This is a genomic window from Salmonella sp. SG203 (assembly GCF_013350575.1).
GTDB lineage: Bacteria > Pseudomonadota > Gammaproteobacteria > Enterobacterales > Enterobacteriaceae > Salmonella > Salmonella enterica.
Window position 1 is genome coordinate 52,122 of sequence record NZ_SNMT01000019.1, and the last position, 25,269, is coordinate 77,390.

Consider the following 25,269-nt stretch of genomic DNA (forward strand, 5'->3'; position numbering starts at 1 on the left):
AACTGTCCGATATTTTTACGCATTGGGAGTCCCGGTCATGCTGAGCGCATTTCAACTGGAAAAAAACCGACTGACCCGGCTGGAAGTCGAGGAGTCACAAAGCCTGATTGATGCCGTATGGGTCGATTTGGTCGAACCGGACGACGACGAGCGATTGCGCGTACAATCTGAGCTGGGCCAGAGTCTGGCGACGCGTCCTGAACTGGAAGATATCGAAGCATCCGCGCGCTTCTTTGAAGACGAAGACGGACTGCATATCCACTCCTTCTTCTTCTTCGAAGATGCGGAAGATCATGCCGGTAACTCTACGGTGGCATTCACTATTCGCGATGGCCGTCTGTTTACGCTACGTGAACGCGAGCTGCCCGCCTTCCGTTTGTATCGTATGCGCGCCCGCAGCCAGGCGATGGTCGATGGTAATGCTTACGAACTACTGCTCGATCTGTTCGAAACCAAAATTGAACAGTTAGCGGATGAAATCGAAAACATCTACAGCGATCTGGAAAAACTGAGCCGCGTCATTATGGAAGGGCATCAGGGCGATGAATACGACGAAGCGCTCTCCACGCTGGCGGAACTGGAAGATATCGGCTGGAAGGTACGCCTGTGTCTGATGGATACCCAACGCGCGCTGAACTTCCTGGTGCGCAAGGCGCGCTTACCGGGCGGACAGCTGGAGCAGGCGCGTGAGATCCTGCGCGATATCGAATCTCTGCTGCCGCACAATGAATCGCTGTTCCAGAAGGTGAACTTCCTGATGCAGGCGGCGATGGGTTTCATCAACATCGAGCAGAACCGTATTATCAAAATCTTCTCGGTGGTTTCCGTGGTGTTCCTGCCGCCGACGCTGGTCGCTTCCAGCTATGGGATGAACTTCGAGTTTATGCCGGAACTGAAGTGGAGCTTTGGTTATCCAGGCGCGATTATCTTTATGATTCTGGCGGGGCTTGCGCCGTATCTGTACTTTAAGCGCAAGAACTGGTTGTAAAATATACGGACTGGCGATTTAACCGCCAGTCCGTTGGAAGTTCTTCATCATGAGGAAAGTTCTTGTTTTGAAGAAGCGATGAAAGATAGCAGTAGTGTTGTGAGTATTACCCAGGCAATATTGAGTTGTATACCAATGTTATCGCAATCAGCCCCATTGAGTGCGACACTGACTGTACAGAAGACATTTACACCTATAGACAATGCGATGAAATAAAGTGCCCTGCAACCTGAATCTCTGATTCTCTTCGCGCCAATATTAATATGGATATAGGTATTGGCAATAATAAATATTAAATTAAGATATTGGTTTTTAGGCATTATAGTAAATAATATTATCCATGATGATAATGTATAAATAACAAACTTTGCTCGTTTCAATGTATCCCTTGGGGAAGGGTGAAAAATATCTTTAATAATCCTAATCATATTATTTTTTCCATATTGATAACCAACTTCAGATCTCACATGTAAATATATTACACTGAATTTTCTAATGACAGCAATGGTAATTAATGTCATGATAATTACGCTGTACAGCAATCGATAATAATTAAATATATTATCTGGTAATTAACAATTTCAATGAATGGATTTCATAAAATGCAAAAGAAAAATTTCTGGCAAATTTATTTTGGTAAAGACCCTTTTTCTAAAGCCGAATTCATTAAAGCCTGGATTGGATGGTGGGTGATTGCTATTGTCCTGCTCGGTGTACTGTCGATTTGTACTTCATTAAATTTGAGGGGGATTGGAATAGCGTTGGGATTCGGCTTTTGCCAGATCCATGCCCGCTATTTAACGTTTGTTGGTTGGAATAAGTTTATTGGTGTGTTGGGCGTGTTTCCAGTAACAAATATTATATTATTTATTGTATTGCTATTTACTAAGAAGAAATAACATAAAATGGCAGCCAGATAATAGCTGCCATTTTATTATTTAATGCTTACGCCGCTGCGTATAAATCGCATCCATCACGAAAATCGCCAGCGCGACCCAGATAAACGCAAATGTCACCATCTTATCCGCGCCCGGCACTTCGCCATAAAACGTCACCGCCAGTAAAAACATCAGCGTTGGGCCGATATACTGGAAAAAGCCCAGTGTAGAGAGACGCAGACGCGTAGCCGCTCCGGTAAAGCACAGCAGCGGAATCGTAGTGACCACACCCGCCGCCATTAACAGCAAGTTCAACGATAGTGCGTTTTGTCCCATATGGCTGGTAGGGCTATCGGCGATGCCAAACAGATAAATTGCCGCGACCGGCAACAGCCATAGCGTTTCGACCAGCATACCCGTCTGCGCTTCAACGGCGATCTTCTTACGCACCAGGCCGTAAAACGCAAAACTAAACGCCAGCCCCAGCGCGATAATCGGCAGTGAACCAAACGTCCAGAGTTGCACCAGCACGCCGCACACCGCCAGAATCACCGCCAGCCACTGCATTCGACGGAAGCGTTCGCCAAGAAAAATCATCCCCAGCAAGATGTTAACCAGTGGATTAATGAAATAACCCAGGCTGGCCTCCAGCATATGGTGATTATTTACCGCCCAAATGAATAATAGCCAGTTACCGCCGACCAGTACGGCGGACAGGGCCAGCAGGAAAATCTTCTTTGGCGTTTTCAGTAAGCGCTTAACCTGTCGCCACTGCCGGCTGACGCTAAGCAGCGCCACCATAAAGAAAAATGACCAAATCACGCGGTGCGTCAGGATCTCATCTGCGGGAACGTAATAGATCAGCTTGAAATACGCGGGGGCGATCCCCCAAATAAAATAGGCGGCAAGAGCGAGTAATACGCCCTGCCGTGTTTGTTTTGCGTCCATCCGGAAAACTCGTATCTGAAGTGTAACAACAGTTTACCTGCTTTTATCCCACCATATAAGTAGCGGTGGCGCTGGCGATGTACAGCTGATCTTCATTGTGTAATTCCACGCGGGCGACGGCCACTTTATTCCCTGCGCGCAGCAGGCTACTGGTGGCCGTAAAGCGGTTGCCTCTGCCCGGACGCAGGTAATCGACGCGCAGGTCAATCGTTCCCATCCGCGACAGGCGCTGGCGTAGTTCATCTTCGCTGATGGTTTCGTGGCGAGTTAGCGTGCTGCCGACGCATACCAGTCCGGCGGCGACATCCAGCGCAGAGGCGATCACGCCGCCGTGTAAAATGCTTTGCGCCCAGTTGCCGACCATCATCGGCTGGTTGTTGAAGGCCAGTTGGGCGAACGCTTTTTCATAGCGTTCCAGCTCCAGCCCTAACGCCCGATTAAACGGCATGTGGTAGACAAACATTTCACCCACTAATTTCAGAGCTTGTTCAGCGGTAAGTACAGCGGACATAGATTCCTGACACCTCATTGGTTAATGAAATGTTGATATTATGCTTCTTAATTGTTGTTTTCTACTTTAAGAAGGGATAACTAACGGCTATGTGTGTAAATATGTAAAAATGGTTGGCAGAGAATGATTCAAGCTGAAAATACTTCGTCAGGAGAACGTCAAGAATGCGGGCGATTTTGAGAGGGTTGTTGCCAGCCACGCTACTGCCATTAGCGGCATATGCACAAGAAGCTACGATAAAAGAGGTTCATGATGCGCCTGCAGTACGGGGAAGTATCATCGCTAACATGCTACAGGAGCATGATAACCCTTTTACGCTTTACCCTTATGACACGAACTACTTGATCTACACGAACACCAGCGATCTGAACAAAGAGGCCATAAGTACCTACAACTGGTCTGAAAACGCACGTAAAGATGAAGTGAAATTTCAGTTGAGCCTGGCGTTTCCGCTGTGGCGCGGAATACTGGGGCCGAACTCGGTACTGGGCGCTTCCTATACGCAGAAATCCTGGTGGCAGCTTTCCAACAGTAAAGAGTCTTCGCCGTTTCGCGAAACCAACTACGAACCGCAGCTTTTTCTTGGTTTTGCTACCGATTATCGCTTTGCCGGCTGGACGCTGCGCGACGTAGAGATGGGCTACAACCATGACTCTAACGGACGTTCGGACCCCACCTCGCGTAGCTGGAACCGTCTGTATACCCGTCTGATGGCCGAAAACGGTAACTGGCTGGTAGAGGTCAAACCGTGGTACGTGATTGGCAGTACCGACGATAATCCGGACATCACCAAATATATGGGTTATTACCAGCTTAAAATCGGTTATCACCTGGGCGAGGCGGTATTAAGCGCCAAAGGCCAGTACAACTGGAATACAGGCTACGGCGGCGCGGAAGTTGGATTAAGCTATCCGGTCACCAAACATGTCCGGCTTTATACCCAGGTGTACAGCGGCTATGGCGAATCGCTGATCGACTATAATTTTAATCAGACACGTGTCGGCGTCGGCGTGATGCTTAACGATATCTTCTGATTGGATTGTGTTTTAAACATTGCAGTTTCTCTCGCAGGCGCTGAAAATAGCGCCTGTTTTGATTTATGGTGAACGGGGTTAATGTGGCGCAGGCGGAAGTGTTGAATCTGGAATCAGGGGCCAAACAGGTTTTGCAGGAAACCTTTGGCTACCAACAGTTTCGCCCGGGCCAGGAAGCGATTATTGATACTGCGCTCTCCGGTCGCGACTGTCTGGTCGTCATGCCCACCGGCGGCGGCAAATCTCTGTGCTATCAAATCCCCGCGTTGTTGCTGGATGGATTGACCGTCGTCGTTTCGCCCTTGATCTCGTTGATGAAAGACCAGGTCGATCAGCTACTGGCGAACGGTGTGGCGGCGGCGTGCCTGAACTCCACTCAAAGCCGCGAGCAGCAGCTTGAGGTGATGGCGGGGTGCCGTACCGGACAGATTCGTCTGCTGTATATTGCGCCGGAACGCCTGATGCTGGACAACTTTCTTGATCATCTGGCGCACTGGAATCCGGTATTGCTGGCGGTGGATGAAGCGCACTGTATCTCGCAGTGGGGACATGATTTCCGTCCGGAATATGCGGCGCTCGGTCAGCTTCGCCAGCGTTTTCCCGCTTTGCCGTTTATGGCATTGACCGCCACCGCCGACGACACCACGCGCCAGGATATTATTCGTCTGCTTGGGCTTAACGATCCGTTAATCCAGATCAGTAGCTTTGACCGACCGAATATCCGCTACATGCTGATGGAGAAGTTTAAGCCGCTCGACCAGTTAATGCGCTATGTTCAGGAGCAACGCGGCAAATCGGGTATCATCTACTGTAACAGCCGGGCGAAAGTGGAAGATACCGCTGCGCGCTTGCAAAGTCGCGGCATTAGCGCGGCGGCCTATCATGCGGGGCTGGAAAACGCTATTCGCGCCGATGTGCAGGAAAAATTTCAGCGCGACGATCTGCAAATCGTGGTGGCGACCGTCGCTTTTGGAATGGGCATAAACAAACCTAACGTACGTTTCGTCGTGCATTTCGATATCCCGCGTAATATTGAATCCTACTATCAGGAAACGGGCCGCGCCGGGCGCGACGGACTGCCTGCGGAAGCCATGCTATTTTACGATCCGGCTGACATGGCCTGGCTACGTCGTTGTCTGGAAGAGAAACCAGCCGGACAGCTTCAGGATATTGAACGGCATAAACTGAATGCGATGGGCGCTTTTGCCGAAGCGCAAACCTGCCGCCGCCTGGTATTGCTTAATTACTTTGGCGAAGGCCGACAAGAACCGTGCGGCAACTGCGATATCTGTCTCGATCCGCCCAAACAATATGATGGCTTAAACGATGCCCAGATTGCGCTTTCTACCATTGGTCGGGTTAACCAGCGTTTTGGCATGGGCTACGTTGTCGAGGTGATCCGCGGCGCGAATAACCAACGCATCCGCGATTTCGGTCATGACAAACTCAAGGTTTATGGCATGGGACGCGAAAAGAGCCATGAGCACTGGGTGAGCGTGATTCGCCAGCTCATTCATCTGGGGCTGGTAATGCAAAATATTGCGCAGCACTCCGCATTACAGTTGACGGATGCCGCGCGTCCGGTACTCCGTGGAGACGTTCCGTTAAAGCTTGCGGTGCCGCGCATCGTCGCCCTCAAACCCCGCGTGATGCAGAAATCGTTCGGCGGTAATTACGATCGCAAATTGTTCGCTAAGTTGCGCAAGCTGCGTAAAGCTATCGCTGATGAAGAGAATATCCCGCCGTATGTGGTCTTTAACGACGCCACGCTGATAGAGATGGCGGAACAGATGCCGGTTTCCGCCAGCGAGATGTTAAGCGTTAACGGGGTTGGGATGCGCAAACTGGAGCGCTTCGGGAAAGAATTCATGGCGCTCATCCGCGCGCATGTCGATGGTGATGACGAAGAGTAGTCAGCCCGGCAAAAAAGTGCCAGGATGGTGACTCACTGAACTATTTCCCCGCGAGCCATTTTTATGTTGATGCTATTTTTCACCGTGGCAATGGTGCACATCGTTGCGCTAATGAGCCCCGGCCCCGACTTTTTCTTCGTGTCTCAAACTGCTGTCAGCCGTTCGCGTAAAGAAGCGATGATGGGCGTACTGGGCATTACCTGCGGCGTGATGGTATGGGCGGGCGTGGCGCTGCTTGGCCTGCATCTCATCATCGAAAAAATGGCCTGGCTGCATACGATCATTATGGTAGGCGGCGGCCTGTACCTGTGCTGGATGGGCTATCAGATGCTGCGCGGCGCGCTGAAAAAACAGGATGCGGCGGCGTCTTCTCCGCACATTGAACTGGCGCAGAGCGGGCGCAGTTTTCTCAAAGGGCTGTTGACCAATCTGTCGAATCCTAAAGCGATTATCTATTTTGGTTCCGTTTTTTCACTGTTTGTCGGCGATAACGTCGGCGCTGCGGCGCGCTGGGGTATTTTCGCGTTAATCACCCTGGAAACGCTGGCCTGGTTTACCGTAGTCGCCAGCCTGTTCGCGCTGCCGAAAATGCGCCGCGGCTATCAGCGTCTGGCGAAATGGATTGATGGCTTTGCCGGCGCTCTGTTTGCGGGCTTTGGTATTCACCTGATTATTTCGCGTTAATTTACCTCCGGGCCGGATAAACATCATCCGGCACGACTATCACGCGTGTCTTGCCGACGCCAGGAGCGCGCCTACCAGCATAAACAACGAACCAAACGCTTTATTCAGCGCCTTCATCTGCTTTGGTCCTTTAATCCAGGCGGCAATGCGCTGCGCCAGTGTGGCGTAACCGGTCATCACAATCATATCCACCACAATCGTGGTGACGCCGAGAATGAGGTACTGCGCCAGTTGCGGTTGCTGCGGCATGATGAATTGCGGAAACAGGGCGGCAAGAAAGACAATGCTTTTGGGATTGGTTAGATTGACAAAGACCGCGCGTTTGAACAGCCGACCCCGCGATTGCGTCTGGGCGAGAGTATGCAGATCGATAGCGCCTGCGGCGCGCCATTGCTGGATACCCAGCCAGATAAGATAAGCCGCGCCAGCCCATTTCAGAATTTCAAAAGCGAGGAGCGAGCGCGAAAAGAGCGTACCCAGTCCGACGCCCACCAGTACGATATGTATCCCCAGCCCGGTCTGGAGCCCGGCGATAGAAGCCGCTGCGCCCCGATATCCATGGTTGATAGACGTCGTCATGGTATTGATGGCGCCTGAACCCGGAGAAAGACTCAACAGAGTTGAGGTCAGTAGATAGGCGAACCACCATTCAAAGGTCATGCGAAACTCCCTGGTTGTCTGTTTTTGTGCCACAATACGCTACTGCCGCTGTGTTGTGTCAGGCACGACGCAAAAAACGATTTTACCTGGTAAACGAGGCCGAAAACCCGATGTTTCAGCAGCAAAATGACTGGGAAACAAGAGAAAATGCGTTTGCCGCTTTTGCTATGGGGCCGCTGACCGATTTCTGGCGTCAGCGGGAAGAGGCGGAGTTTATCGGCGTGGGTAACATTCCGGTGCGCTTTGTCCGTTTTCGAAATGATTCCAACGATCGGACGATCGTCATTTGTCCTGGCCGCATTGAGAGTTATGTAAAATACGCTGAACTGGCGTATGACCTTTTTCATCTCGGTTTTGATATCTTCATCATCGACCACCGTGGTCAAGGGCGCTCCGGGCGGATGTTATCGGACCCGCATCGGGGTCATGTCGATCATTTTAACGATTATGTTGAGGACTTAGCGGCGTTCTGGCAGCAGGAAATTGAGCCGGGGCCGTGGCGTAAGCGTTATATCCTGGCGCACTCAATGGGGGGCGCGATAGCCACCCTGTTCCTGCAACGCCATCGTGTGCGGTGCGACGCTATTGCGCTCACCGCGCCGATGTTTGGTATTGTGATACGCTTGCCTTCCTTTATGGTGCGCCATATTCTCGACTGGGCCGAAGGGCACCAGCGTATCCGTGAAGATTACGCTATTGGTACCGGTCAGTGGCGGGCGTTGCCGTTTGGGATGAATGCGCTGACCCACAGCCGCCAGCGTTATCAGCGCAACTTACGATTTTATGCCGACGAGCCGCAGCTGCGCGTTGGCGGCCCCACCTGGCATTGGGTACGCGAAGGCATTCTGGCGGGTGAGCAGGTTCTGGCTGGGGCGAGCGATGACACGACGCCTACACTACTGATTCAGGCGGAAGAAGAGCGGGTAGTGGATAACCGCACCCACGATCGTTTTTGTGAAATTCGCGCCGCGGCGGGATACCCTTGTGAAGGGGGAAAACCGCTGGTTATCAAAGGCGCGTACCATGAGATCCTTTTTGAAAAGGACGCCATGCGCTCAGTCGCGCTTAACGCCATTGTTGAATTTTTCAACAAGCCTAATTTATCCAGCGGAAATCGCTTTGCTTAGAGGTTAAATTTTATTATGTATCAGGTTGTTGCGTCTGATTTAGATGGCACGCTGCTCTCCCCCGACCATACGTTGTCCCCTTATGCCAAAGAGACTCTGAAGCTGTTGACCGCACGCGGCATCCATTTTGTCTTTGCCACTGGTCGTCATCATGTCGATGTAGGGCAAATCCGCGATAATCTTGAAATCAAGTCTTACATGATCACCTCCAACGGCGCGCGAGTGCACGATACCGACGGGAATTTGGTTTTTACGCATAATCTGGACAGCGACATTGCCAGCGACCTGTTCGGGGTGGTGAATGCGAACCCGGACATCGTGACTAACGTTTATCGCGACGACGAATGGTTTATGAATCGTCATCGCCCCGATGAAATGCGTTTTTTCAAAGAGGCGGTATTTAACTACTCGCTGTTTGAGCCTGCGCTGCTGGAGCCGGAGGGCGTCAGCAAAGTGTTTTTCACCAGCGACACTCATGAAAAGTTGTTGCCGCTGGAGCAGGCGATTAACGCGCGCTGGGGCGATCGGGTAAACGTGAGCTTCTCTACGCTAACCTGTCTGGAAGTGATGGCGGGCGGAGTGTCGAAAGGTCATGCGCTGGAAGCGGTCGCTCAGGCGATGGGGTACAGCCTGAAAGAGTGTATCGCCTTTGGCGACGGAATGAACGACGCTGAAATGCTCACGATGGCGGGCAAAGGCTGCATCATGGGCAATGCGCACCAGCGTCTGAAAGACCTGTATCCCGAACTTGAGGTGATCGGCATCAACGCGGATAACGCCGTGCCGCATTACCTGCGCGATCTTTTCTTACGCTGATGTGATTGTTTGTTAGTTGACCAGTTGTCAACTTCACTCTCCGCTACAATGGGTGTTCCCTGTTTTAAGAGACATCCATTGTGGCGCTACTCATCATTACCACTATCCTGTGGGCTTTCTCCTTTAGTCTATTTGGCGAGTATCTTGCCGGGCATGTCGATAGCTATTTCGCGGTGCTGATACGCGTTGGGCTGGCGGCGCTCGTTTTTCTGCCGTTTTTGCGTTCTCGCGGGCACAACCTAAAAACCATCAGCCTGTATATGCTGGTGGGGGCGATGCAGCTTGGCATCATGTATATGTTGAGCTTCCATGCTTACCTCTACCTGACCGTATCCGAACTGCTGCTGTTTACCGTTCTGACGCCGCTCTATATCACGCTGATTTACGATGTGATGAGTCAGCGTCGTTTGCGCTGGGGCTATGCATTTAGCGCGTTGCTGGCGGTGATTGGCGCCGGGATTATTCGCTACGATCGCGTGACCGACCATTTTTGGGTCGGTTTGCTCCTGGTGCAGCTTTCTAATATCAGTTTCGCTATCGGAATGGTGGGGTATAAACGTCTGATGGAGACCCGTCCCATGCCGCAGCACAACGCCTTTGCGTGGTTCTATCTGGGGGCGTTTTTGGTGGCGGCGGTGGCGTGGTCGCTGGTGGGGAACGCGCAAAAGCTGCCGGAAACCACGCTGCAATGGAGCATTCTGGTATTTCTCGGCGTGGTGGCGTCAGGCATTGGCTACTTTATGTGGAACTATGGCGCTACCCAGGTAGACGCCGGGACGCTGGGTATCATGAATAACATGCATGTTCCCGCAGGACTGCTGGTTAATCTTGCCATCTGGCATCAGCAGCCCCACTGGCCAAGCTTTATTACAGGCGCGGCTGTGATCCTGGCTTCGCTGTGGGTGCATCGAAAATGGGTCGCTCCGCGCTCCGCACAAACGGCAGATGATCGCAGGCGTGATCCCGCGTCGAGCGAATAAACGCCTCGGTCACCGCCTGACGCTGGTCGCCGTCGCGCACGGCGGCATACAGGCGGCTCCACAGACCATCGCCCAGGGTTTTGGTCACCACCAGACCCTGGCGCTCAACGCTTTCCACCACCCAGTGCGGCAGGGCGGCAATACCCATTCTGGCCGCCACCATCTGAATCAGCAGTAGCGTATTATCCACGCTTTTCAGCAGCGGACTGATACCCGCCGGTTGCAGGAAATGTCGCCAGACATCCAGTCGGCTGCGCTGCACCGGGTAAATCAACAGCGTTTCGCTGGCTAAATCTTCCGGCGTAATCTGCGTTTTGCTGGCCAGCGGATGGTCGGGCGCCAGCACCAGTCGGACTTCAAAATCAAACATCGGCGAATAATGCAGCCCGCTGCGCGGCAAAATATCCGATGTCATCACCAAATCCAGCTCGCCTTGTTGCAAGGCCGGTTGCGGATCAAAAGTGACGCCGGATGTGAAATCCATTTCTACCTGCGGCCAGCTTGCACGGAAGTTTTCCAGCGCCGGGGTCAGCCACTGAATACAGCTATGACATTCAATAGCGATGCGCAGACGAGTTTGCTGCGGTTCGTTGCACGCCTGCAGCGCACGGCTGATTTGCGGCAGCACCTGGTTTGCCAGTTGCAGCAGAACTTCCCCCTGCGGCGTAAAGCGCAGCGGCTGGCTTTTACGCACGAACAGGCGGAAGCCAAGGCGTTGTTCCAGATCGCTGAACTGATGAGACAGAGCGGATTGGGTCTGGTGCAGCACCGCCGCCGCGGCAGCCAGCGATCCACTATTCCGCAATGCCTGGAGTGTTTTCAGATGTTTAATTTCGATCATGAAAGTCCTTCACTTCGCCATGAACAAATTGCGCTTGAGGAATATACAGTACCTTTACATTATGGATGTGTAAACATCCAGACGTCCAAAATCCGTCGTCTTTTAAATTGATGGTGCGTTGGCTGCGTTTCCTCACCCCGGTCACTTACTGATGTAAGCTCCCGGGGATGAGCAAACTTGCCGCCTTCCCTGAATTTAAAATACTTAGGATTTACATATAATTAGAGGAAGTAAAATGACAATATTGACTCATACCCTCGGTTTTCCTCGCGTTGGCCTGCGTCGCGAGTTGAAAAAAGCGCAAGAGAGCTACTGGGCGGGGAACACAACGCGTGAAGCGTTACTGGCGGTGGGGCGCGAACTGCGCGCGCGTCACTGGGAGCAGCAGAAACAAGCGGGTATTGACCTGTTACCGGTAGGCGACTTTGCCTGGTACGACCATGTTCTGACCACCAGCCTGCTGTTAGGCAATGTGCCGGCTCGTCATCAGAACAACGACGGTTCCGTGGACATCGACACTCTGTTCCGCATTGGCCGCGGTCGCGCGCCAACCGGCGAACCAGCGGCGGCAGCGGAAATGACCAAATGGTTTAATACTAACTATCACTACATAGTACCGGAGTTCAGCAAAGGCCAGCAGTTCAGACTCACCTGGACACAGTTGCTGGAGGAAGTGGACGAAGCGCTGGCGCTGGGGCATAAGATCAAACCCGTACTGCTGGGGCCTGTCACGTATCTGTGGCTGGGTAAAGTGAAAGGCGAGCCGTTTGACCGCCTGACGTTGCTGAAAGACATTTTGCCGGTGTATCAGCACGTACTGGCTGAACTGGCAAAACGTGGTATTGAGTGGGTCCAAATTGATGAGCCAGCACTGGTGCTGGAACTGCCGCAGGCGTGGCTGGATGCCTTCAAACCGGCTTACGACGCGCTCGCCGGCCAGGTGAAGCTGTTGCTGACGACCTATTTTGAAGGCGTGACGCCAAACCTGGACACTATTATCGCGCTACCGGTACAGGGGCTACATGTTGACCTCATTCATGGCAAAGATGATGTAGCGGAACTGCATCAACGTCTGCCGGTCGACTGGCTGCTTTCCGCAGGCTTGATTAACGGGCGTAATGTCTGGCGCGCCGATTTGACCGAAAAATACGCGCAGATTAACGCCCTTGTGGGCAAACGCGCGCTGTGGGTAGCATCCTCCTGCTCTTTGCTGCACAGCCCGATCGATCTCAGCGTCGAAACGCGTCTGGATACGGAAGTTAAAAGCTGGTTTGCCTTTGCGCTGCAAAAATGCGGTGAACTGGCGTTGCTGCGCGATGCGCTGAACAGCGGCGAAACGGCGGCGCTTGAGGAATGGAGCGCACCGATTCAGGCTCGTCGTCACTCCCGCCGCGTACATAATGCCGCGGTAGAAAAACGCCTGGCGGCGATCACCGCGCAGGACAGCCAGCGTGAGAATCCGTATGAGGTGCGCGCTGAAGCGCAACGCGCCCGCTTTAAACTTCCCGCCTGGCCGACGACGACTATCGGTTCGTTTCCGCAAACCACGGAGATTCGCGGCCTGCGTCTGGACTTCAAAAAGGGCAACCTCGACGCGAACAACTACCGCACCGGCATCGCCGAACATATCAAACAGGCTATCATCGAGCAGGAGCGTTTAGGGCTGGATGTGCTGGTACACGGCGAAGCCGAGCGAAACGACATGGTGGAATACTTCGGCGAGCATCTGGACGGCTTCGTCTTTACCCAGAATGGTTGGGTGCAAAGCTATGGCTCCCGCTGTGTGAAACCGCCGGTAGTGATTGGCGATATCAGCCGTCCGGCACCGATTACCGTGGAGTGGGCGAAATATGCCCAGTCGCTGACCGACAAGCCGGTAAAAGGGATGTTGACCGGCCCGGTGACTATTCTTTGCTGGTCATTCCCCCGCGAAGACGTGACCCGCGAAACGATTGCGAAACAGATTGCGCTGGCGCTGCGTGATGAAGTCGCGGATCTGGAGGCGGCGGGGATTGGGATTATTCAGATCGACGAACCGGCGCTGCGCGAAGGTCTACCGCTGCGTCGCAGCGACTGGGACGTCTATCTGGAATGGGGTGTGGAAGCCTTCCGCATCAACGCGGCGGTGGCGAAGGATGAAACCCAGATCCACACCCACATGTGTTACTGCGAGTTCAACGACATTATGGATTCGATCGCCGCGCTGGATGCGGATGTGATCACCATTGAGACCTCCCGCTCGGATATGGAGTTGCTGGAGTCGTTCGAAGCGTTCGACTACCCGAACGAAATCGGGCCGGGCGTGTACGATATTCACTCGCCGAACGTGCCGAGCGTCGAGTGGATTGAAGCCCTGCTGAAGAAGGCGGCACAACGTATTCCGGCACAACGCCTGTGGGTGAATCCGGACTGCGGTCTGAAAACTCGCGGTTGGCCGGAAACCCGCGCGGCGTTAGCGAACATGGTCAAAGCGGCGCACAATCTGCGTCAGGCGAAATAACCCATCCTGACCGCTGCGTTTATCCGGCAGCAATGCGGCGCTACCCTTTGACGGGTAGCGCCCGTGTCTGACCTGATTAACAGCGCCTCTTTCTTCTCATTTCCCTTTTTCTTATTTTCCGCGCTGTCTTTTTCAGGATCTGGCTATTTGGCGATCTTGATAATAAAAAGGTTCTCCGTATGAATGACAACCAGGCGGATAGCGTCCCCGGAAGCAGCGCGGCGGCTTTTATTGCCTCGCAGATCGTTTGTCCTGTCATGATCGCCCAGCGCTCTCATAGCACAAAACGAGGTTTTCTATTCTGTTATGTTCCCTGGCGACGATAAACGTCGCATTGTCTCATGGCGCTGGTGAACCTTATTTTTTAACGGAGATGTCTGACATGGCGGTAGCAGGTTGTCACGTAATGGCCAAACCCGGCGGCGCGATCTGCAATATTGATTGCACATATTGCTTCTATCTTGAAAAAGAGGCGCTGTACCCGGAACGCAATAAAAACTGGCGGATGTCGGACGAGACGCTGGAACAATTTATACGCCAGCATATTGCCGCGCAGAGTGGCGACCGCATTGACTTTGCCTGGCAGGGCGGCGAACCGACCATGATGGGGCTACCGTTTTTCCGCCGGGTTGTCGCATTATGTGAAAAGTACGGCGATGGGCGAAAAATCACTCATGCGTTGCAGACGAACGGCATCCTGGTGAATGACGAGTGGGCGCGCTTTTTCGCTGAACAGCATTTTCTCATCGGTCTCTCTATCGACGGCCCGGCGTCGTTACACAACCACTATCGGCTTAATCGCGCTGGAAAAGGAACTCATGAACAGGTCGCCGCAGCAATGGCGCGGCTTAAAGCGCACCATGTCGACTTTAATACCTTAACCGTCGTGGGAAAACATAACGTCGGTCATGCAGCAGACGTCTACGAATTTCTTCTGGCGGCGGGATCGCGTTTTATTCAGTTTATCCCGCTGGTAGAGCGAATGAGCACCGATAACTCATCGGTACTTAATCTGGTGATGCCCGGCGAAAGCGCGGCGACGCTGGCGCCATGGACGGTACCGTCGTGGCAATATGGCGAATTTCTCAACCAGATCTTTGATATCTGGGTTCGTCGCGACGTAGACCGCGTCTATGTGCAGATGTTTGACGTGGCGTTAGCCGCCTGGACGGCGCAGCAGCCGGTACTGTGTGTACATTCCGAGACTTGTGGACATGCCTTCGCGTTGGAGTCGAACGGCGATCTCTACAACTGCGACCACTTTGTCTACCCGGAGCATCTGCTGGGGAATATCCACCAGCACAGCATCAAAACCTTAAATAATAGCGAGCGGGCTATTGCCTTTGGTGAGGCCAAGCGGGAGACCCTGACCGCCGATTGTCGTCGCTGTGACTACCGCTTTGCGTGTCATGGCGGCTGTCCGAAGCATCGCTTTGCCGTCTCGCCGTCCGGTCATCCTGCGCATAATTACTTGTGTGCGGGCTATAAGCATTTTTTCCAGCACGTTACGCCGTATATGAATGTCTGGCGGGAGCTGCTGGCGCAAGGCTATCCGATGGCATCGATCATGCGCTGGCTGGCGCAGGACGCGCGTAAAGACACAGGAGCCGTCAGTCGTAACCATCCCTGTCCCTGCGGCAGCGGTAAAAAATATAAAAAATGCTGTGGTAAAGCATAGCTAACGTGGCGATGACGCTTTGTTGAGCCTACACCGACTCCGGTCTCGTAGGCCCAACAAACATCGTAATGCGCTGTGGTTAGCCTTTTTTCCCACCGTACTGCGCGAACCATTCCAGCATTCTTTGCCAGCCGTCTTTCGCTGAGGCTTCGTGGTAGCCCGGACGATAATCGGCATTAAACGCGTGCCCTGCATCGGGATAGACCACGATTTCCGCCTTCGCATTAGCGGCGCGTAGCGCCTGACGCATGGTTTCCACGCTCTCCTGTGGAATACTGGTATCCTGTCCGCCGTATAAACCCAGTACCGGCGCGTTAAGATCGGTGGCGATATCAACGGGATGCTTCGGCGAATTGAGTGACGTGTCGCCCACCAGCTTGCCGTACCACGCTACCGCTGCTTTTAACTGTGGGTTGTGCGCGGCGTACAGCCAGGTAATTCGGCCTCCCCAACAAAAACCGGTGATCATTAGCCGATGCGCATCCCCGCCGTTGCGCGAAGCCCAACTGGCGACGTGATCCAGGTCGGCAAGAACTTGCGAATCCGGTACTTTAGCCACCAGCCCGCTCAATAATGTGGGTATATCGGCGAAATCATTGGGGTCGCCTTCGCGGAAATAGAGCTCCGGCGCGATAGCGAGATAGCCTTCCAGCGCCAGTCGTCGGCAAATATCGCGAATGTGTTCATGTACGCCAAAAATTTCCTGTACCACAATGACCACAGGCAATGCGCCGTCGCTTGCCTTTGGTCTGGCGTAATAGGCTGGCATATCGTCGCCCTGAGAGGGAATCGACGTTATCCCCGCGCTAATGGCCCCATCAGGCGTATGAATCATCGTAGGGGCAAGTGGGGAAGCTGCAGGTGCAAAGCCGGATGGATGTGTCGTTGTCATGGTATTCTCCGTACCCTTAAAAAATAGCGCAATCTTAACTATAGACAGTGTGTAACAAACCACATTGCCTTAAAGCGGCTATCTTTTGTGCAATGCCTGGCGATATTGATTATTTATTGTGATGCACATCACTTTTTAATGGTAAACGAGTGCAATTGTTTTACGTCATAGTGATGGCTGTCACGAAAATATCTTTATGCCTTAGGTAAAGTGTCTTTTTGCTTCTTCTGACAAACCCGATTCACAGAGGAGTTTTATATGTCCAAGTCTGATGTTTTTCATCTCGGCCTCACCAAAAACGATTTACAAGGGGCCCAGCTCGCCATCGTCCCTGGCGATCCTGAGCGTGTGGAAAAGATCGCCGCGCTGATGGATAAGCCGGTTAAGCTGGCATCTCACCGCGAATTCACCTCCTGGCGCGCTGAGCTGGATGGTAAAGCAGTTATCGTTTGCTCTACCGGTATCGGCGGCCCGTCTACCTCTATTGCCGTGGAAGAACTGGCGCAACTGGGTATTCGTACCTTCTTGCGTATCGGCACCACGGGGGCTATTCAGCCGCACATTAACGTCGGCGACGTTCTGGTAACGACCGCATCCGTACGTCTGGATGGGGCAAGCCTGCATTTTGCGCCGATGGAATTCCCGGCGGTTGCCGACTTTGCCTGCACCACTGCGCTGGTTGAAGCCGCGAAATCGATTGGCGCCACGACTCACGTTGGCGTAACCGCCTCTTCCGACACTTTCTATCCGGGTCAGGAACGTTACGACACCTATTCTGGCCGCGTTGTGCGTCGCTTCAAAGGTTCTATGGAAGAGTGGCAGGCGATGGGCGTGATGAACTACGAAATGGAATCCGCTACGCTGTTAACCATGTGCGCAAGCCAGGGTTTACGCGCAGGTATGGTGGCGGGCGTTATCGTTAACCGTACCCAACAAGAGATTCCGAATGCGGAAACGATGAAACAAACTGAAAGCCACGCGGTGAAAATCGTCGTGGAAGCGGCCCGTCGTCTGCTGTAATTCTCCTCTCTTTTGCAAAGGCCGACGCGTTCGGCCTTTTCTTTTTGCGTGGCGCCTCGCAGGAAATCCCTTTTAAACTGGACGTTTATACAGCACAATTCTATTTTGTGCAGGACAGTGTGGTTCCAGGAGAGGTGTTGTGGATATTACTCTTATGATAAGCGCCGTCGTGGCGCTGGCGGCTGGGGCGGTGATTGGCTGGCTGGCGACGAAAGCGCACGCCGATCAAATCCGCGCCGATCTTATCGAAGAACGGCGTGAGCTGGATATCGAACTTAGCGCGGCCCGGCAGCAATTAGCGCAAGAAGCGCACTGGCGCAGTGAATGCGAGTTACTTAATAACGAACTGCGTAGCCTGCACAGTATTAATACCTCTCTGGAAGCCGATCTGCGTGAAGTCACGACCCGTCTGGAAGCGACTCAACAACACGCGGAAGACAAAATCCGTCAGATGATCAACAGCGAACAGCGTTTAAGCGAGCAGTTTGAAAATCTGGCGAACCGTATCTTTGAACACAGTAATCGTCGCGTAGACGAACAAAACCGACAAAGCCTGAATAGCCTGCTGACGCCGCTGCGTGAGCAACTGGACGGTTTTCGCCGCCAGGTTCAGGAGAGTTTTGGCAAAGAAGCGCAGGAGCGGCATACGCTGGCGCACGAAATTCGTAATTTGCAGCAGCTTAACGCGCAAATGGCGCAGGAAGCGATCAACCTGACGCGCGCCCTGAAAGGGGACAATAAGGCGCAAGGAAACTGGGGCGAAGTTGTGCTGGCGCGGGTACTGGAGGCATCCGGACTGCGTGAAGGCTACGAATACGAAACCCAGGTCAGTATTGAGAACGATGCGCGCTCGCGGATGCAGCCGGATGTCATCGTCCGCTTGCCGCAGGGCAAAGATGTGGTCATCGACGCTAAAATGACGTTGGTCGCCTACGAGCGTTACTTTAACGCTGAAGATGACTATACGCGCGAGGCCGCTTTACAAGAGCACATCGCCTCGGTGCGCAATCATATTCGCTTACTGGGGCGTAAAGACTACCAGCAGCTTCCCGGCCTCCGCTCGCTGGACTATGTTCTGATGTTTATCCCCGTAGAACCCGCTTTCCTGCTGGCGTTAGATAAACAGCCCGAACTGATAACCGAGGCGCTGAAAAATAACATTATGCTGGTAAGCCCCACGACGCTGCTGGTGGCGTTACGGACAATCGCCAACCTGTGGCGCTATGAACACCAGAGCCGCAATGCGCAGCACATCGCAGACAGAGCCAGTAAGCTCTACGATAAAATGCGGTTGTTCGTTGATGATATGTCAGCGATCGGTCAGAGTCTGGATAAAGCGCAGGATAACTACCGCCAGGCGATGAAAAAACTTGCGTCGGGGCGTGGCAACGTTTTGGCGCAGGCGGAGGCCTTCCGGGGGCTAGGCGTGGAAATCAAACGCGAGATTAATCCGGATTTAGCGGAACAGGCCGTTACGCAAGATGAAGAATATCGTTTACGATCGATCCCTGAAGGGCGGCAGGATGAACATTATCCCAATGATGAACGGGTGAAGCAGCAGTTAAGTTAACCCATACGGAGTAGTTTAGTCCTGGCGCAGAGTAGGGCAAATTGGCCCAATCTGTTACACTTCTTGAACATTTTTATCGATAAGCAGGCACTGAGATGGTGGAAGATTCACAAGAAACGACGCACTTTGGCTTTCAGACCGTCGCTAAAGAGCAGAAAGCTGACATGGTGGCCCACGTTTTTCATTCTGTGGCGTCAAAGTACGATGTGATGAATGACTTAATGTCATTTGGCATTCATCGTTTGTGGAAGCGCTTCACCATTGATTGCAGTGGCGTGCGTCGTGGACAAACCGTTCTCGATTTAGCGGGCGGGACGGGCGATCTTACCGCGAAATTTTCACGTATGGTCGGGGAAACTGGCAAAGTTATCCTGGCGGATATTAATGATTCCATGCTCAAAATGGGGCGTGAGAAGCTGCGCAATATCGGCGTGATCGGCAACGTAGAGTATGTGCAGGCGAATGCCGAAGCTCTGCCTTTCCCTGATAATACGTTTGATTGCATTACCATTTCGTTTGGTTTGCGCAATGTAACGGAAAAAGAAAAAGCGCTGCGGTCAATGTTCCGTGTGTTGAAACCCGGCGGACGTTTACTGGTGCTTGAATTTTCCAAGCCTATCATTGAGCCGCTGAGTAAAGCGTATGACGCCTATTCTTTCCATATTTTACCGCGTATTGGCTCGATGGTCGCAAACGATGCGGATAGCTATCGGTATCTCGCGGAATCCATCCGTATGCATCCCGATCAGGATACCTTAAAAGCCATGATGCAGGACGCCGGATTTGAGAGCGTGGATTATTACAATCTGACGGCGGGTGTTGTGGCATTGCACCGTGGTTATAAATTCTAGGAGGGTGGAATGCCTTTTAAACCCTTAGTGACCGCAGGAATTGAAGGTCTCCTCAATACGTTTCTGTATCGTTCGCCAGCGCTGAAATCAGCCAGAACGCGCTTACAGGGAAAAGTACTGTGTGTGAAACTAAAGGGATTTTCGACGCCATTAGTCCTGGTATTCAGCGAACGCCAGGTTGATGTGCTGGGGGCATGGGAAGGCGAAGCGGACTGTACGGTAATCACTCAAGCTAGCGTTTTGCCAAAACTACGCGATCGTCAGCAGCTGGCCGCGCTTATTCGCAGCGGCGAACTGGAAGTGCAGGGCGATATTCAGGTCGTGCAAAATTTTGTGGCGCTCGCCGATCTCGCCGAATTCGATCCTGCGGAGCTGTTGGCGCCATACACGGGTGATATTGCGGCGGAAAGTATCGGTAAGGTCGTGCGTGGCGGGGCTAAATTCCTGCGCCACGGGTTTCAACGTCAGCAGCGTTATGCCGCTGAAGCGATCACTGAAGAGTGGCGTATGGCGCCTGGCCCGCTGGAAGTCGCATGGTTTGCCGAAGAAACCGCGGCTGTTGAGCGCGCCGTAGATGCTCTGACCACACGGCTGGAAAAACTGGAGGCCAAATGACGCCAGGTGAAGTACGGCGCCTATATTTCATCATCCGCACGTTTTTAAGCTACGGCCTTGATGAACTCATCCCCCGAATGCGTCTTACATTGCCACTCCGATTATGGCGCTATTCGCTGTTCTGGATGCCAAACCGGCATAAAGATAAATTGCTGGGTGAACGATTAAGACTGGCGTTGCAAGAGCTGGGACCGGTCTGGATCAAATTTGGTCAGATGCTCTCCACGCGCCGTGACCTGTTCCCGCCGCAAATCGCCGATCAGCTCGCTTTGCTCCAGGATAAAGTCGCGCCATTCGATGGTCGGCTGGCGAAAGCCCAGATTGAAGAGGCGATGGGGGGGCTACCTGTCGAAGCCTGGTTTGACGACTTTGATATCCAGCCTTTAGCGTCGGCGTCAATCGCCCAGGTACATACCGCGCGATTGAAATCAAACGGTAAAGAAGTGGTTATTAAGGTCATTCGCCCGGATATTTTGCCGGTAATTCAGGCAGACCTGAAACTGATTTATCGCCTTGCTCGCTGGGTACCACGCCTGTTGCCGGATGGGCGTCGTCTGCGCCCGACGGAAGTGGTGCGTGAGTATGAGAAAACGCTGATCGATGAGCTGAATCTGCTGCGGGAATCGGCCAACGCGATTCAGTTACGCCGCAATTTTGAAAATAGTCCCATGCTGTATATCCCGGAGGTGTACTCCGATTACTGTAGCCAGAACATGATGGTGATGGAGCGGATATACGGCATTCCGGTTTCGGATGTGGCGGCGCTGGAAAAGAACGGCACCAACATGAAACTGCTGGCGGAACGCGGGGTTAAAGTTTTCTTCACCCAGGTTTTCCGCGACAGCTTTTTCCATGCGGACATGCATCCGGGAAATATTTTTGTCAGTCATGAACACCCTGAAAATCCGCAATATATCGGCATTGACTGCGGTATCGTCGGGTCGCTAAACAAAGAAGATAAGCGTTATCTGGCTGAAAACTTTATCGCGTTCTTTAATCGCGATTACCGAAAGGTGGCGGAGCTGCATGTCGATTCAGGTTGGGTTCCGCCAGATACCAACGTTGAAGATTTTGAGTTTGCCATCCGCACCGTCTGTGAACCTATTTTTGAAAAGCCGCTCGCGGAAATCTCGTTTGGTCATGTGTTGTTAAACCTTTTCAATACAGCGCGTCGATTTAACATGGAAGTCCAGCCGCAACTGGTGTTGTTGCAGAAAACATTATTGTATGTTGAAGGGGTTGGGCGGCAACTTTATCCTCAGCTTGATTTGTGGAAAACGGCGAAGCCGTTTCTTGAGTCCTGGATCAAAGATCAGGTGGGTATTCCGGCTCTCACGCGGGCTCTTAAAGAAAAAGCGCCGTTCTGGGTCGAAAAAATGCCAGAAATACCTGAACTGGTGTACGACAGTTTGCGCCAGGGCAAATATTTACAGCACAGTGTTGATAAGATTGCGCGCGAGTTACAGGTAAACCATGTGCGCCAAAGTCAGTCTCGTTATTTATTGGGAATTGGCGCAACGCTGTTACTGAGCGGGTCATTCTTACTCGTCAACCGCCCTGAATGGGGATTGATGCCTGGCTGGCTCATGGTCGGCGGCGTAGTTGTCTGGCTGGTTGGCTGGCGTAAAACTCGTTGAGATTTTTTATCGCTCAACGCCGGTTGTGTCACGCAGGTACATATTATCACTCGAGGCAATACTCAGGCCGCAAGTCAATGTCGTCCCGGTCGTATGTAAAAGTATGTGAATAGGGCGGGCGAAAGCGGCTAACAAAGAGGCAGCGCGAAGGATAATGTGTATAATGCGGCCCTATTAATTCATCATCTATCACAGAGGAACATGTATGGGTGGTATCAGTATTTGGCAGTTGTTGATTGTTGCCGTCATCGTCGTACTGCTGTTCGGCACCAAAAAACTCGGTTCCATCGGTTCCGATCTTGGCGCGTCTATCAAAGGCTTTAAAAAGGCCATGAGCGATGATGATGCCAAACAGGATAAAACCAGTCAGGACGCTGATTTTACCGCTAAATCTATCGCGGATAAGCAAGGCGAAGCGAAAAAGGAAGACGCTAAAAGCCAAGATAAAGAGCAGGTATAATCCGTGTTTGATATCGGTTTTAGCGAACTGCTGTTAGTGTTCGTTATCGGCCTCATTGTGTTGGGGCCGCAACGATTGCCAGTAGCGGTAAAAACGGTAGCGGGCTGGATTCGCGCGTTGCGGTCCCTTGCGACAACGGTTCAGAATGAACTGACTCAGGAACTGAAACTTCAGGAGTTCCAGGACAGTCTGAAAAAAGTCGAAAAGGCGAGCCTGGAAAATCTGACCCCCGAACTGAAAGCATCTATGGATGAACTGCGTCAGGCGGCGGAGTCGATGAAACGCACCTACAGCGCTAACGATCCCGAACAAGCGAGCGATGAAGCGCATACCATCCATAATCCGGTGGTAAAAGGGAACGAAACGCAGCATGAGGGCGTCACCCCTGCCGCCGCTGAAACACAGGCGAGCGCGCCGGAACAAAAGCCGGAGCCCGTTAAAGCTAACGTGCCTGAGTCGACGGAAACCGCTTCCGTAGCCACGATAGACGCCGAGAAGAAATCCGCTGCGCCTGTTGTCGAATCTTCCCCCTCGTCGAGTGATAAACCTTAAACATGGCTGTAGAAGATACTCAACCGCTTATCACGCATCTGATCGAGTTGCGTAAGCGCCTGCTAAACTGCATCGTCGCAGTGCTTCTGATTTTTCTGGCGTTAATTTATTTCGCCAATGATATTTATCATTTAGTCGCCGCACCGCTGATTAAACAGATGCCGCAAGGGGCGACAATGATTGCGACGGATGTGGCGTCGCCGTTTTTTACGCCTATCAAACTCACCTTCATGGTGTCTTTGATCTTATCCGCGCCTGTCATTTTGTACCAGGTTTGGGCCTTTATCGCCCCGGCGCTGTATAAGCATGAGCGTCGTCTGGTCGTACCGTTGCTGGTATCCAGCTCGCTGCTTTTCTACATTGGTATGGCCTTCGCCTATTTTGTCGTATTCCCTTTGGCCTTTGGTTTCCTGACGCATACGGCGCCGGAAGGGGTACAGGTTTCGACAGATATCGCCAGCTATCTTAGCTTTGTCATGGCGCTTTTTATGGCCTTTGGCGTAGCCTTTGAAGTGCCGGTGGCGATTGTGTTGCTGTGCTGGATGGGCATCACCACGCCAGAAGATTTGCGTAAAAAACGGCCTTATATCCTGGTCGGGGCATTCATTGTGGGAATGCTGCTTACGCCGCCAGATGTTTTCTCGCAAACGTTGCTGGCGATACCGATGTACTGCCTGTTTGAAATTGGCGTTTTCTGCTCACGCTTTTATGTCGGTAAGCGACGGACGCGCGACGAAGATAACGAGGCCGAAACCGAAAAGGCCGAGCACACTGAAGACTAAACACAACCGCCCGCCAGGGCGGTTGTCATATGGGGGCAAGCATGTTTGATATTGGCGTTAATTTAACCAGTAGCCAGTTTGCAAAAGATCGTGATGATGTGGTCGCCCGTGCGTTTGCGGCGGGAGTAAAAGGTATGCTACTGACCGGAACGAACATCCATGAAAGTCAGCAGGCGTTAAAACTGGCGCGGCGCTACCCCCATTGTTGGTCGACGGCTGGCGTCCATCCCCATGACAGCAGTCAGTGGTCACCCGCGTCTGAAGACGCCATTATTGCGCTGGCGAACCAGCCGGAAGTCGTCGCTATCGGTGAGTGCGGGCTGGATTTCAATCGCAATTTTTCCACGCCGCAGGAGCAGGAGCGTGCCTTTCAGGCGCAGCTACAAATTGCCGCCGAATTGCAGATGCCAATTTTTATGCACTGCCGGGACGCGCATGAGCGATTTCTGGCATTGCTTGATCCCTGGCTGGATAGTCTTCCGGGTGCAATACTGCACTGCTTTACCGGTTCACGCCAGCAAATGCAGGCCTGTGTGGACAGAGGGCTCTATATCGGTATTACCGGGTGGGTTTGCGACGAACGACGCGGGCTTGAGCTACGTGAACTCTTACCGTTTATTCCAGCGGAAAAGCTACTGATAGAAACCGACGCGCCGTATCTGTTGCCTCGCGATCTTACGCCGAAACCAACGTCACGACGCAACGAGCCCGCGTATCTGCCTCACATCCTAGAGCGCATAGCGCTATGGCGTGGTGAAGATCCGCAATGGTTAGCGGCGATGACAGATGCCAACGCCAGAACCTTATTTGAGGTCGTATTCTGAACGATCGCTAAATCTTGCGAAAACCGGTGTTTTTTACGCTCTGCTTCACTTCTTTATTGAGTAAATTAAGCAGTAACATCGAACGCGTTTCGCCATCCGGTTCGGTAAAAATCGCTTTCAGCCCTTCAAATGCGCCTTCCGTGATGATGACGCTATCGCCGGGATAGGGGGTTTCAGGATCGACAACGCCTTCGGGCTTGTAGATAGAAAGCTGATGAATAACGCTGGAAGGCACGATCGCAGGATGCGCGCCAAAGCGCACAAAATGGCTGACGCCGCGCGTGGCGTTGATTGTGGTGGTATGTATCACTTCCGGATCAAATTCAACGAACAGATAATTAGGAAAGAGCGGTTCGCTGACGGAGGTACGTTTTCCGCGTACCATTTTTTCCAGGGTGATCATCGGTGTCAGGCAACTTACCGCTTGTCTTTCGAGGTGTTCCTGAGCACGCTGAAGTTGCCCGCGTTTGCAGTACAGTAAATACCAGGATTGCATAATGACTCTTAT

General features: G+C 52.6%; 26 protein-coding genes. 19 read left to right on the forward strand and 7 right to left on the reverse strand.

All coding sequences use genetic code 11. The features are described 5' to 3' along the window. Positions 1 to 37 precede the first annotated feature (37 nt). Positions 38 to 988: a magnesium/cobalt transporter CorA gene (gene corA, locus HV477_RS21210; RefSeq protein ID WP_000947139.1), complete on the forward strand. Its 951-nt coding sequence runs from the start codon at positions 38 to 40 to the stop codon at positions 986 to 988. 47 nt (positions 989 to 1,035) lie between these two features. On the opposite strand, the gene HV477_RS21215 is transcribed toward corA, so the two are convergent. Continuing rightward, entirely contained in the window at positions 1,036 to 1,416 is a 381-nt protein-coding gene (locus HV477_RS21215; protein ID WP_000619297.1) for a hypothetical protein, read from the reverse strand. A gap of 174 nt (positions 1,417 to 1,590) precedes the next feature. Here HV477_RS21215 and HV477_RS21220 point away from each other — a divergent pair, with 174 nt between their 5' ends. After that, positions 1,591 to 1,887 (forward strand): hypothetical protein, encoded by a 297-nt coding sequence (locus HV477_RS21220; protein ID WP_001170054.1) that lies wholly within the window; start codon positions 1,591 to 1,593, stop codon positions 1,885 to 1,887. A 39-nt stretch (positions 1,888 to 1,926) separates the two neighbouring features. Here the strand turns inward: HV477_RS21220 and rarD are convergent, their stop codons facing one another. Continuing rightward, positions 1,927 to 2,814, reverse strand: coding sequence for an EamA family transporter RarD (gene rarD, locus HV477_RS21225; protein ID WP_000339081.1), 888 nt, complete (start codon positions 2,812 to 2,814; stop codon positions 1,927 to 1,929). Between the two features lie 43 nt (positions 2,815 to 2,857). After that, positions 2,858 to 3,325 (reverse strand): acyl-CoA thioesterase YigI, encoded by a 468-nt coding sequence (gene yigI / locus HV477_RS21230; RefSeq protein ID WP_001277136.1) that lies wholly within the window; start codon positions 3,323 to 3,325, stop codon positions 2,858 to 2,860. A gap of 164 nt (positions 3,326 to 3,489) precedes the next feature. On the opposite strand from yigI, the gene pldA reads away from it, so the two are divergent. The 3 genes from pldA (at position 3,490) to rhtC (ending at position 6,956) form a co-directional block, all read left to right on the forward strand. Next, a complete protein-coding gene (pldA, locus tag HV477_RS21235) occupies positions 3,490 to 4,359 on the forward strand; it encodes a phospholipase A (RefSeq protein ID WP_001201692.1) in 870 nt (289 codons plus the stop codon). Positions 4,360 to 4,442: 83 nt separating this feature from the next. Further along, a complete protein-coding gene (gene recQ, locus HV477_RS21240; protein WP_001533487.1) occupies positions 4,443 to 6,272 on the forward strand; it encodes an ATP-dependent DNA helicase RecQ in 1,830 nt (609 codons plus the stop codon). A 63-nt stretch (positions 6,273 to 6,335) separates the two neighbouring features. After that, the gene (gene rhtC / locus HV477_RS21245; RefSeq protein ID WP_000928814.1) at positions 6,336 to 6,956 is read left to right on the forward strand and encodes a threonine export protein RhtC; all 621 of its coding nucleotides are present in this window, start codon (positions 6,336 to 6,338) and stop codon (positions 6,954 to 6,956) included. A 39-nt stretch (positions 6,957 to 6,995) separates the two neighbouring features. On the opposite strand, the gene rhtB is transcribed toward rhtC, so the two are convergent. After that, complete coding sequence (gene rhtB / locus HV477_RS21250) at positions 6,996 to 7,616, reverse strand: homoserine/homoserine lactone efflux protein (protein WP_000142524.1); 621 nt, start codon at positions 7,614 to 7,616, stop codon at positions 6,996 to 6,998. 110 nt (positions 7,617 to 7,726) lie between these two features. Here rhtB and pldB point away from each other — a divergent pair, with 110 nt between their 5' ends. The 3 genes from pldB to HV477_RS21265 all read left to right on the forward strand — a co-directional run bounded on the left by pldB (position 7,727) and on the right by HV477_RS21265 (position 10,539). Next, positions 7,727 to 8,743, forward strand: a complete 1,017-nt coding sequence (gene pldB / locus HV477_RS21255; protein WP_000487685.1) for a lysophospholipase L2 — start codon at positions 7,727 to 7,729, stop codon at positions 8,741 to 8,743. Between the two features lie 15 nt (positions 8,744 to 8,758). Then, on the forward strand, positions 8,759 to 9,559 hold the full coding sequence (yigL, locus tag HV477_RS21260) for a sugar/pyridoxal phosphate phosphatase YigL (protein ID WP_000285338.1): 801 nt from the start codon (positions 8,759 to 8,761) through the stop codon (positions 9,557 to 9,559). An 80-nt stretch (positions 9,560 to 9,639) separates the two neighbouring features. After that, positions 9,640 to 10,539: a carboxylate/amino acid/amine transporter gene (locus HV477_RS21265; RefSeq protein ID WP_079899272.1), complete on the forward strand. Its 900-nt coding sequence runs from the start codon at positions 9,640 to 9,642 to the stop codon at positions 10,537 to 10,539. On the opposite strand, the gene metR is transcribed toward HV477_RS21265, so the two are convergent. Next, positions 10,427 to 11,380 carry an HTH-type transcriptional regulator MetR gene (gene metR, locus HV477_RS21270; protein ID WP_000569786.1) on the reverse strand — a complete coding sequence of 318 codons (954 nt, stop codon included), beginning with the start codon at positions 11,378 to 11,380 and terminating at the stop codon, positions 10,427 to 10,429. The two genes, HV477_RS21265 and metR, sit on opposite strands and share 113 nt — an antisense overlap. Before the next feature lie 235 nt (positions 11,381 to 11,615). Here metR and metE point away from each other — a divergent pair, with 235 nt between their 5' ends. Both metE and HV477_RS21280 read left to right on the forward strand, forming a co-directional pair. Then, on the forward strand, positions 11,616 to 13,880 hold the full coding sequence (gene metE / locus HV477_RS21275) for a 5-methyltetrahydropteroyltriglutamate--homocysteine S-methyltransferase (protein ID WP_079899273.1): 2,265 nt from the start codon (positions 11,616 to 11,618) through the stop codon (positions 13,878 to 13,880). 334 nt (positions 13,881 to 14,214) lie between these two features. Continuing rightward, positions 14,215 to 15,558: an anaerobic sulfatase maturase gene (locus tag HV477_RS21280; protein ID WP_079899274.1), complete on the forward strand. Its 1,344-nt coding sequence runs from the start codon at positions 14,215 to 14,217 to the stop codon at positions 15,556 to 15,558. A 79-nt stretch (positions 15,559 to 15,637) separates the two neighbouring features. Here HV477_RS21280 and HV477_RS21285 read toward each other — a convergent pair whose 3' ends face one another. Next, a complete protein-coding gene (locus tag HV477_RS21285) occupies positions 15,638 to 16,450 on the reverse strand; it encodes a dienelactone hydrolase family protein (RefSeq protein ID WP_000213959.1) in 813 nt (270 codons plus the stop codon). Positions 16,451 to 16,708: 258 nt separating this feature from the next. On the opposite strand from HV477_RS21285, the gene udp reads away from it, so the two are divergent. From udp to tatD, 9 genes are all read left to right on the forward strand, one after another. Then, positions 16,709 to 17,470: a uridine phosphorylase gene (gene udp / locus HV477_RS21290; protein WP_000045169.1), complete on the forward strand. Its 762-nt coding sequence runs from the start codon at positions 16,709 to 16,711 to the stop codon at positions 17,468 to 17,470. A 139-nt stretch (positions 17,471 to 17,609) separates the two neighbouring features. Beyond that, on the forward strand, positions 17,610 to 19,040 hold the full coding sequence (rmuC, locus tag HV477_RS21295; protein ID WP_000355562.1) for a DNA recombination protein RmuC: 1,431 nt from the start codon (positions 17,610 to 17,612) through the stop codon (positions 19,038 to 19,040). A 95-nt stretch (positions 19,041 to 19,135) separates the two neighbouring features. Then, positions 19,136 to 19,891, forward strand: a complete 756-nt coding sequence (gene ubiE, locus HV477_RS21300; RefSeq protein WP_000229009.1) for a bifunctional demethylmenaquinone methyltransferase/2-methoxy-6-polyprenyl-1,4-benzoquinol methylase UbiE — start codon at positions 19,136 to 19,138, stop codon at positions 19,889 to 19,891. Between the two features lie 9 nt (positions 19,892 to 19,900). After that, positions 19,901 to 20,506 carry a ubiquinone biosynthesis protein UbiJ gene (ubiJ, locus tag HV477_RS21305; protein WP_001116092.1) on the forward strand — a complete coding sequence of 202 codons (606 nt, stop codon included), beginning with the start codon at positions 19,901 to 19,903 and terminating at the stop codon, positions 20,504 to 20,506. Continuing rightward, positions 20,503 to 22,143, forward strand: a complete 1,641-nt coding sequence (ubiB, locus tag HV477_RS21310) for a ubiquinone biosynthesis regulatory protein kinase UbiB (protein ID WP_000187559.1) — start codon at positions 20,503 to 20,505, stop codon at positions 22,141 to 22,143. Before ubiJ ends, ubiB begins: the two co-directional genes overlap by 4 nt. Before the next feature lie 205 nt (positions 22,144 to 22,348). Then, a complete protein-coding gene (gene tatA, locus HV477_RS21315; protein ID WP_000508972.1) occupies positions 22,349 to 22,603 on the forward strand; it encodes a Sec-independent protein translocase subunit TatA in 255 nt (84 codons plus the stop codon). 3 nt (positions 22,604 to 22,606) lie between these two features. Continuing rightward, positions 22,607 to 23,155 carry a Sec-independent protein translocase protein TatB gene (gene tatB, locus HV477_RS21320; protein WP_000459612.1) on the forward strand — a complete coding sequence of 183 codons (549 nt, stop codon included), beginning with the start codon at positions 22,607 to 22,609 and terminating at the stop codon, positions 23,153 to 23,155. 2 nt (positions 23,156 to 23,157) lie between these two features. Beyond that, positions 23,158 to 23,937 (forward strand): Sec-independent protein translocase subunit TatC, encoded by a 780-nt coding sequence (gene tatC, locus HV477_RS21325; RefSeq protein ID WP_000257554.1) that lies wholly within the window; start codon positions 23,158 to 23,160, stop codon positions 23,935 to 23,937. Positions 23,938 to 23,978: 41 nt separating this feature from the next. Then, a complete protein-coding gene (tatD, locus tag HV477_RS21330) occupies positions 23,979 to 24,761 on the forward strand; it encodes a 3'-5' ssDNA/RNA exonuclease TatD (protein WP_000459637.1) in 783 nt (260 codons plus the stop codon). 7 nt (positions 24,762 to 24,768) lie between these two features. On the opposite strand, the gene rfaH is transcribed toward tatD, so the two are convergent. After that, on the reverse strand, positions 24,769 to 25,257 hold the full coding sequence (rfaH, locus tag HV477_RS21335) for a transcription/translation regulatory transformer protein RfaH (protein ID WP_001192410.1): 489 nt from the start codon (positions 25,255 to 25,257) through the stop codon (positions 24,769 to 24,771). Positions 25,258 to 25,269 lie beyond the last annotated feature (12 nt).

Bases quoted from the DNA above. Each gene is read 5' to 3' on its own strand.
- corA (WP_000947139.1), top strand. From the start codon at position 38: ATGCTGAGCGCATTTCAACTGGAAAAAAACCGACTGACCCGGCTGGAA.
- HV477_RS21215 (WP_000619297.1), bottom strand. From the start codon at position 1,416: ATGATTAGGATTATTAAAGATATTTTTCACCCTTCCCCAAGGGATACA.
- HV477_RS21220 (WP_001170054.1), top strand. From the start codon at position 1,591: ATGCAAAAGAAAAATTTCTGGCAAATTTATTTTGGTAAAGACCCTTTT.
- rarD (WP_000339081.1), bottom strand. From the start codon at position 2,814: ATGGACGCAAAACAAACACGGCAGGGCGTATTACTCGCTCTTGCCGCC.
- yigI (WP_001277136.1), bottom strand. From the start codon at position 3,325: ATGTCCGCTGTACTTACCGCTGAACAAGCTCTGAAATTAGTGGGTGAA.
- pldA (WP_001201692.1), top strand. From the start codon at position 3,490: ATGCGGGCGATTTTGAGAGGGTTGTTGCCAGCCACGCTACTGCCATTA.
- rhtC (WP_000928814.1), top strand. From the start codon at position 6,336: ATGTTGATGCTATTTTTCACCGTGGCAATGGTGCACATCGTTGCGCTA.
- rhtB (WP_000142524.1), bottom strand. From the start codon at position 7,616: ATGACCTTTGAATGGTGGTTCGCCTATCTACTGACCTCAACTCTGTTG.
- pldB (WP_000487685.1), top strand. From the start codon at position 7,727: ATGTTTCAGCAGCAAAATGACTGGGAAACAAGAGAAAATGCGTTTGCC.
- yigL (WP_000285338.1), top strand. From the start codon at position 8,759: ATGTATCAGGTTGTTGCGTCTGATTTAGATGGCACGCTGCTCTCCCCC.
- metR (WP_000569786.1), bottom strand. From the start codon at position 11,380: ATGATCGAAATTAAACATCTGAAAACACTCCAGGCATTGCGGAATAGT.
- metE (WP_079899273.1), top strand. From the start codon at position 11,616: ATGACAATATTGACTCATACCCTCGGTTTTCCTCGCGTTGGCCTGCGT.
- HV477_RS21285 (WP_000213959.1), bottom strand. From the start codon at position 16,450: ATGACAACGACACATCCATCCGGCTTTGCACCTGCAGCTTCCCCACTT.
- udp (WP_000045169.1), top strand. From the start codon at position 16,709: ATGTCCAAGTCTGATGTTTTTCATCTCGGCCTCACCAAAAACGATTTA.
- ubiE (WP_000229009.1), top strand. From the start codon at position 19,136: ATGGTGGAAGATTCACAAGAAACGACGCACTTTGGCTTTCAGACCGTC.
- ubiJ (WP_001116092.1), top strand. From the start codon at position 19,901: ATGCCTTTTAAACCCTTAGTGACCGCAGGAATTGAAGGTCTCCTCAAT.
- ubiB (WP_000187559.1), top strand. From the start codon at position 20,503: ATGACGCCAGGTGAAGTACGGCGCCTATATTTCATCATCCGCACGTTT.
- tatA (WP_000508972.1), top strand. From the start codon at position 22,349: ATGGGTGGTATCAGTATTTGGCAGTTGTTGATTGTTGCCGTCATCGTC.
- tatC (WP_000257554.1), top strand. From the start codon at position 23,158: ATGGCTGTAGAAGATACTCAACCGCTTATCACGCATCTGATCGAGTTG.
- tatD (WP_000459637.1), top strand. From the start codon at position 23,979: ATGTTTGATATTGGCGTTAATTTAACCAGTAGCCAGTTTGCAAAAGAT.
- rfaH (WP_001192410.1), bottom strand. From the start codon at position 25,257: ATGCAATCCTGGTATTTACTGTACTGCAAACGCGGGCAACTTCAGCGT.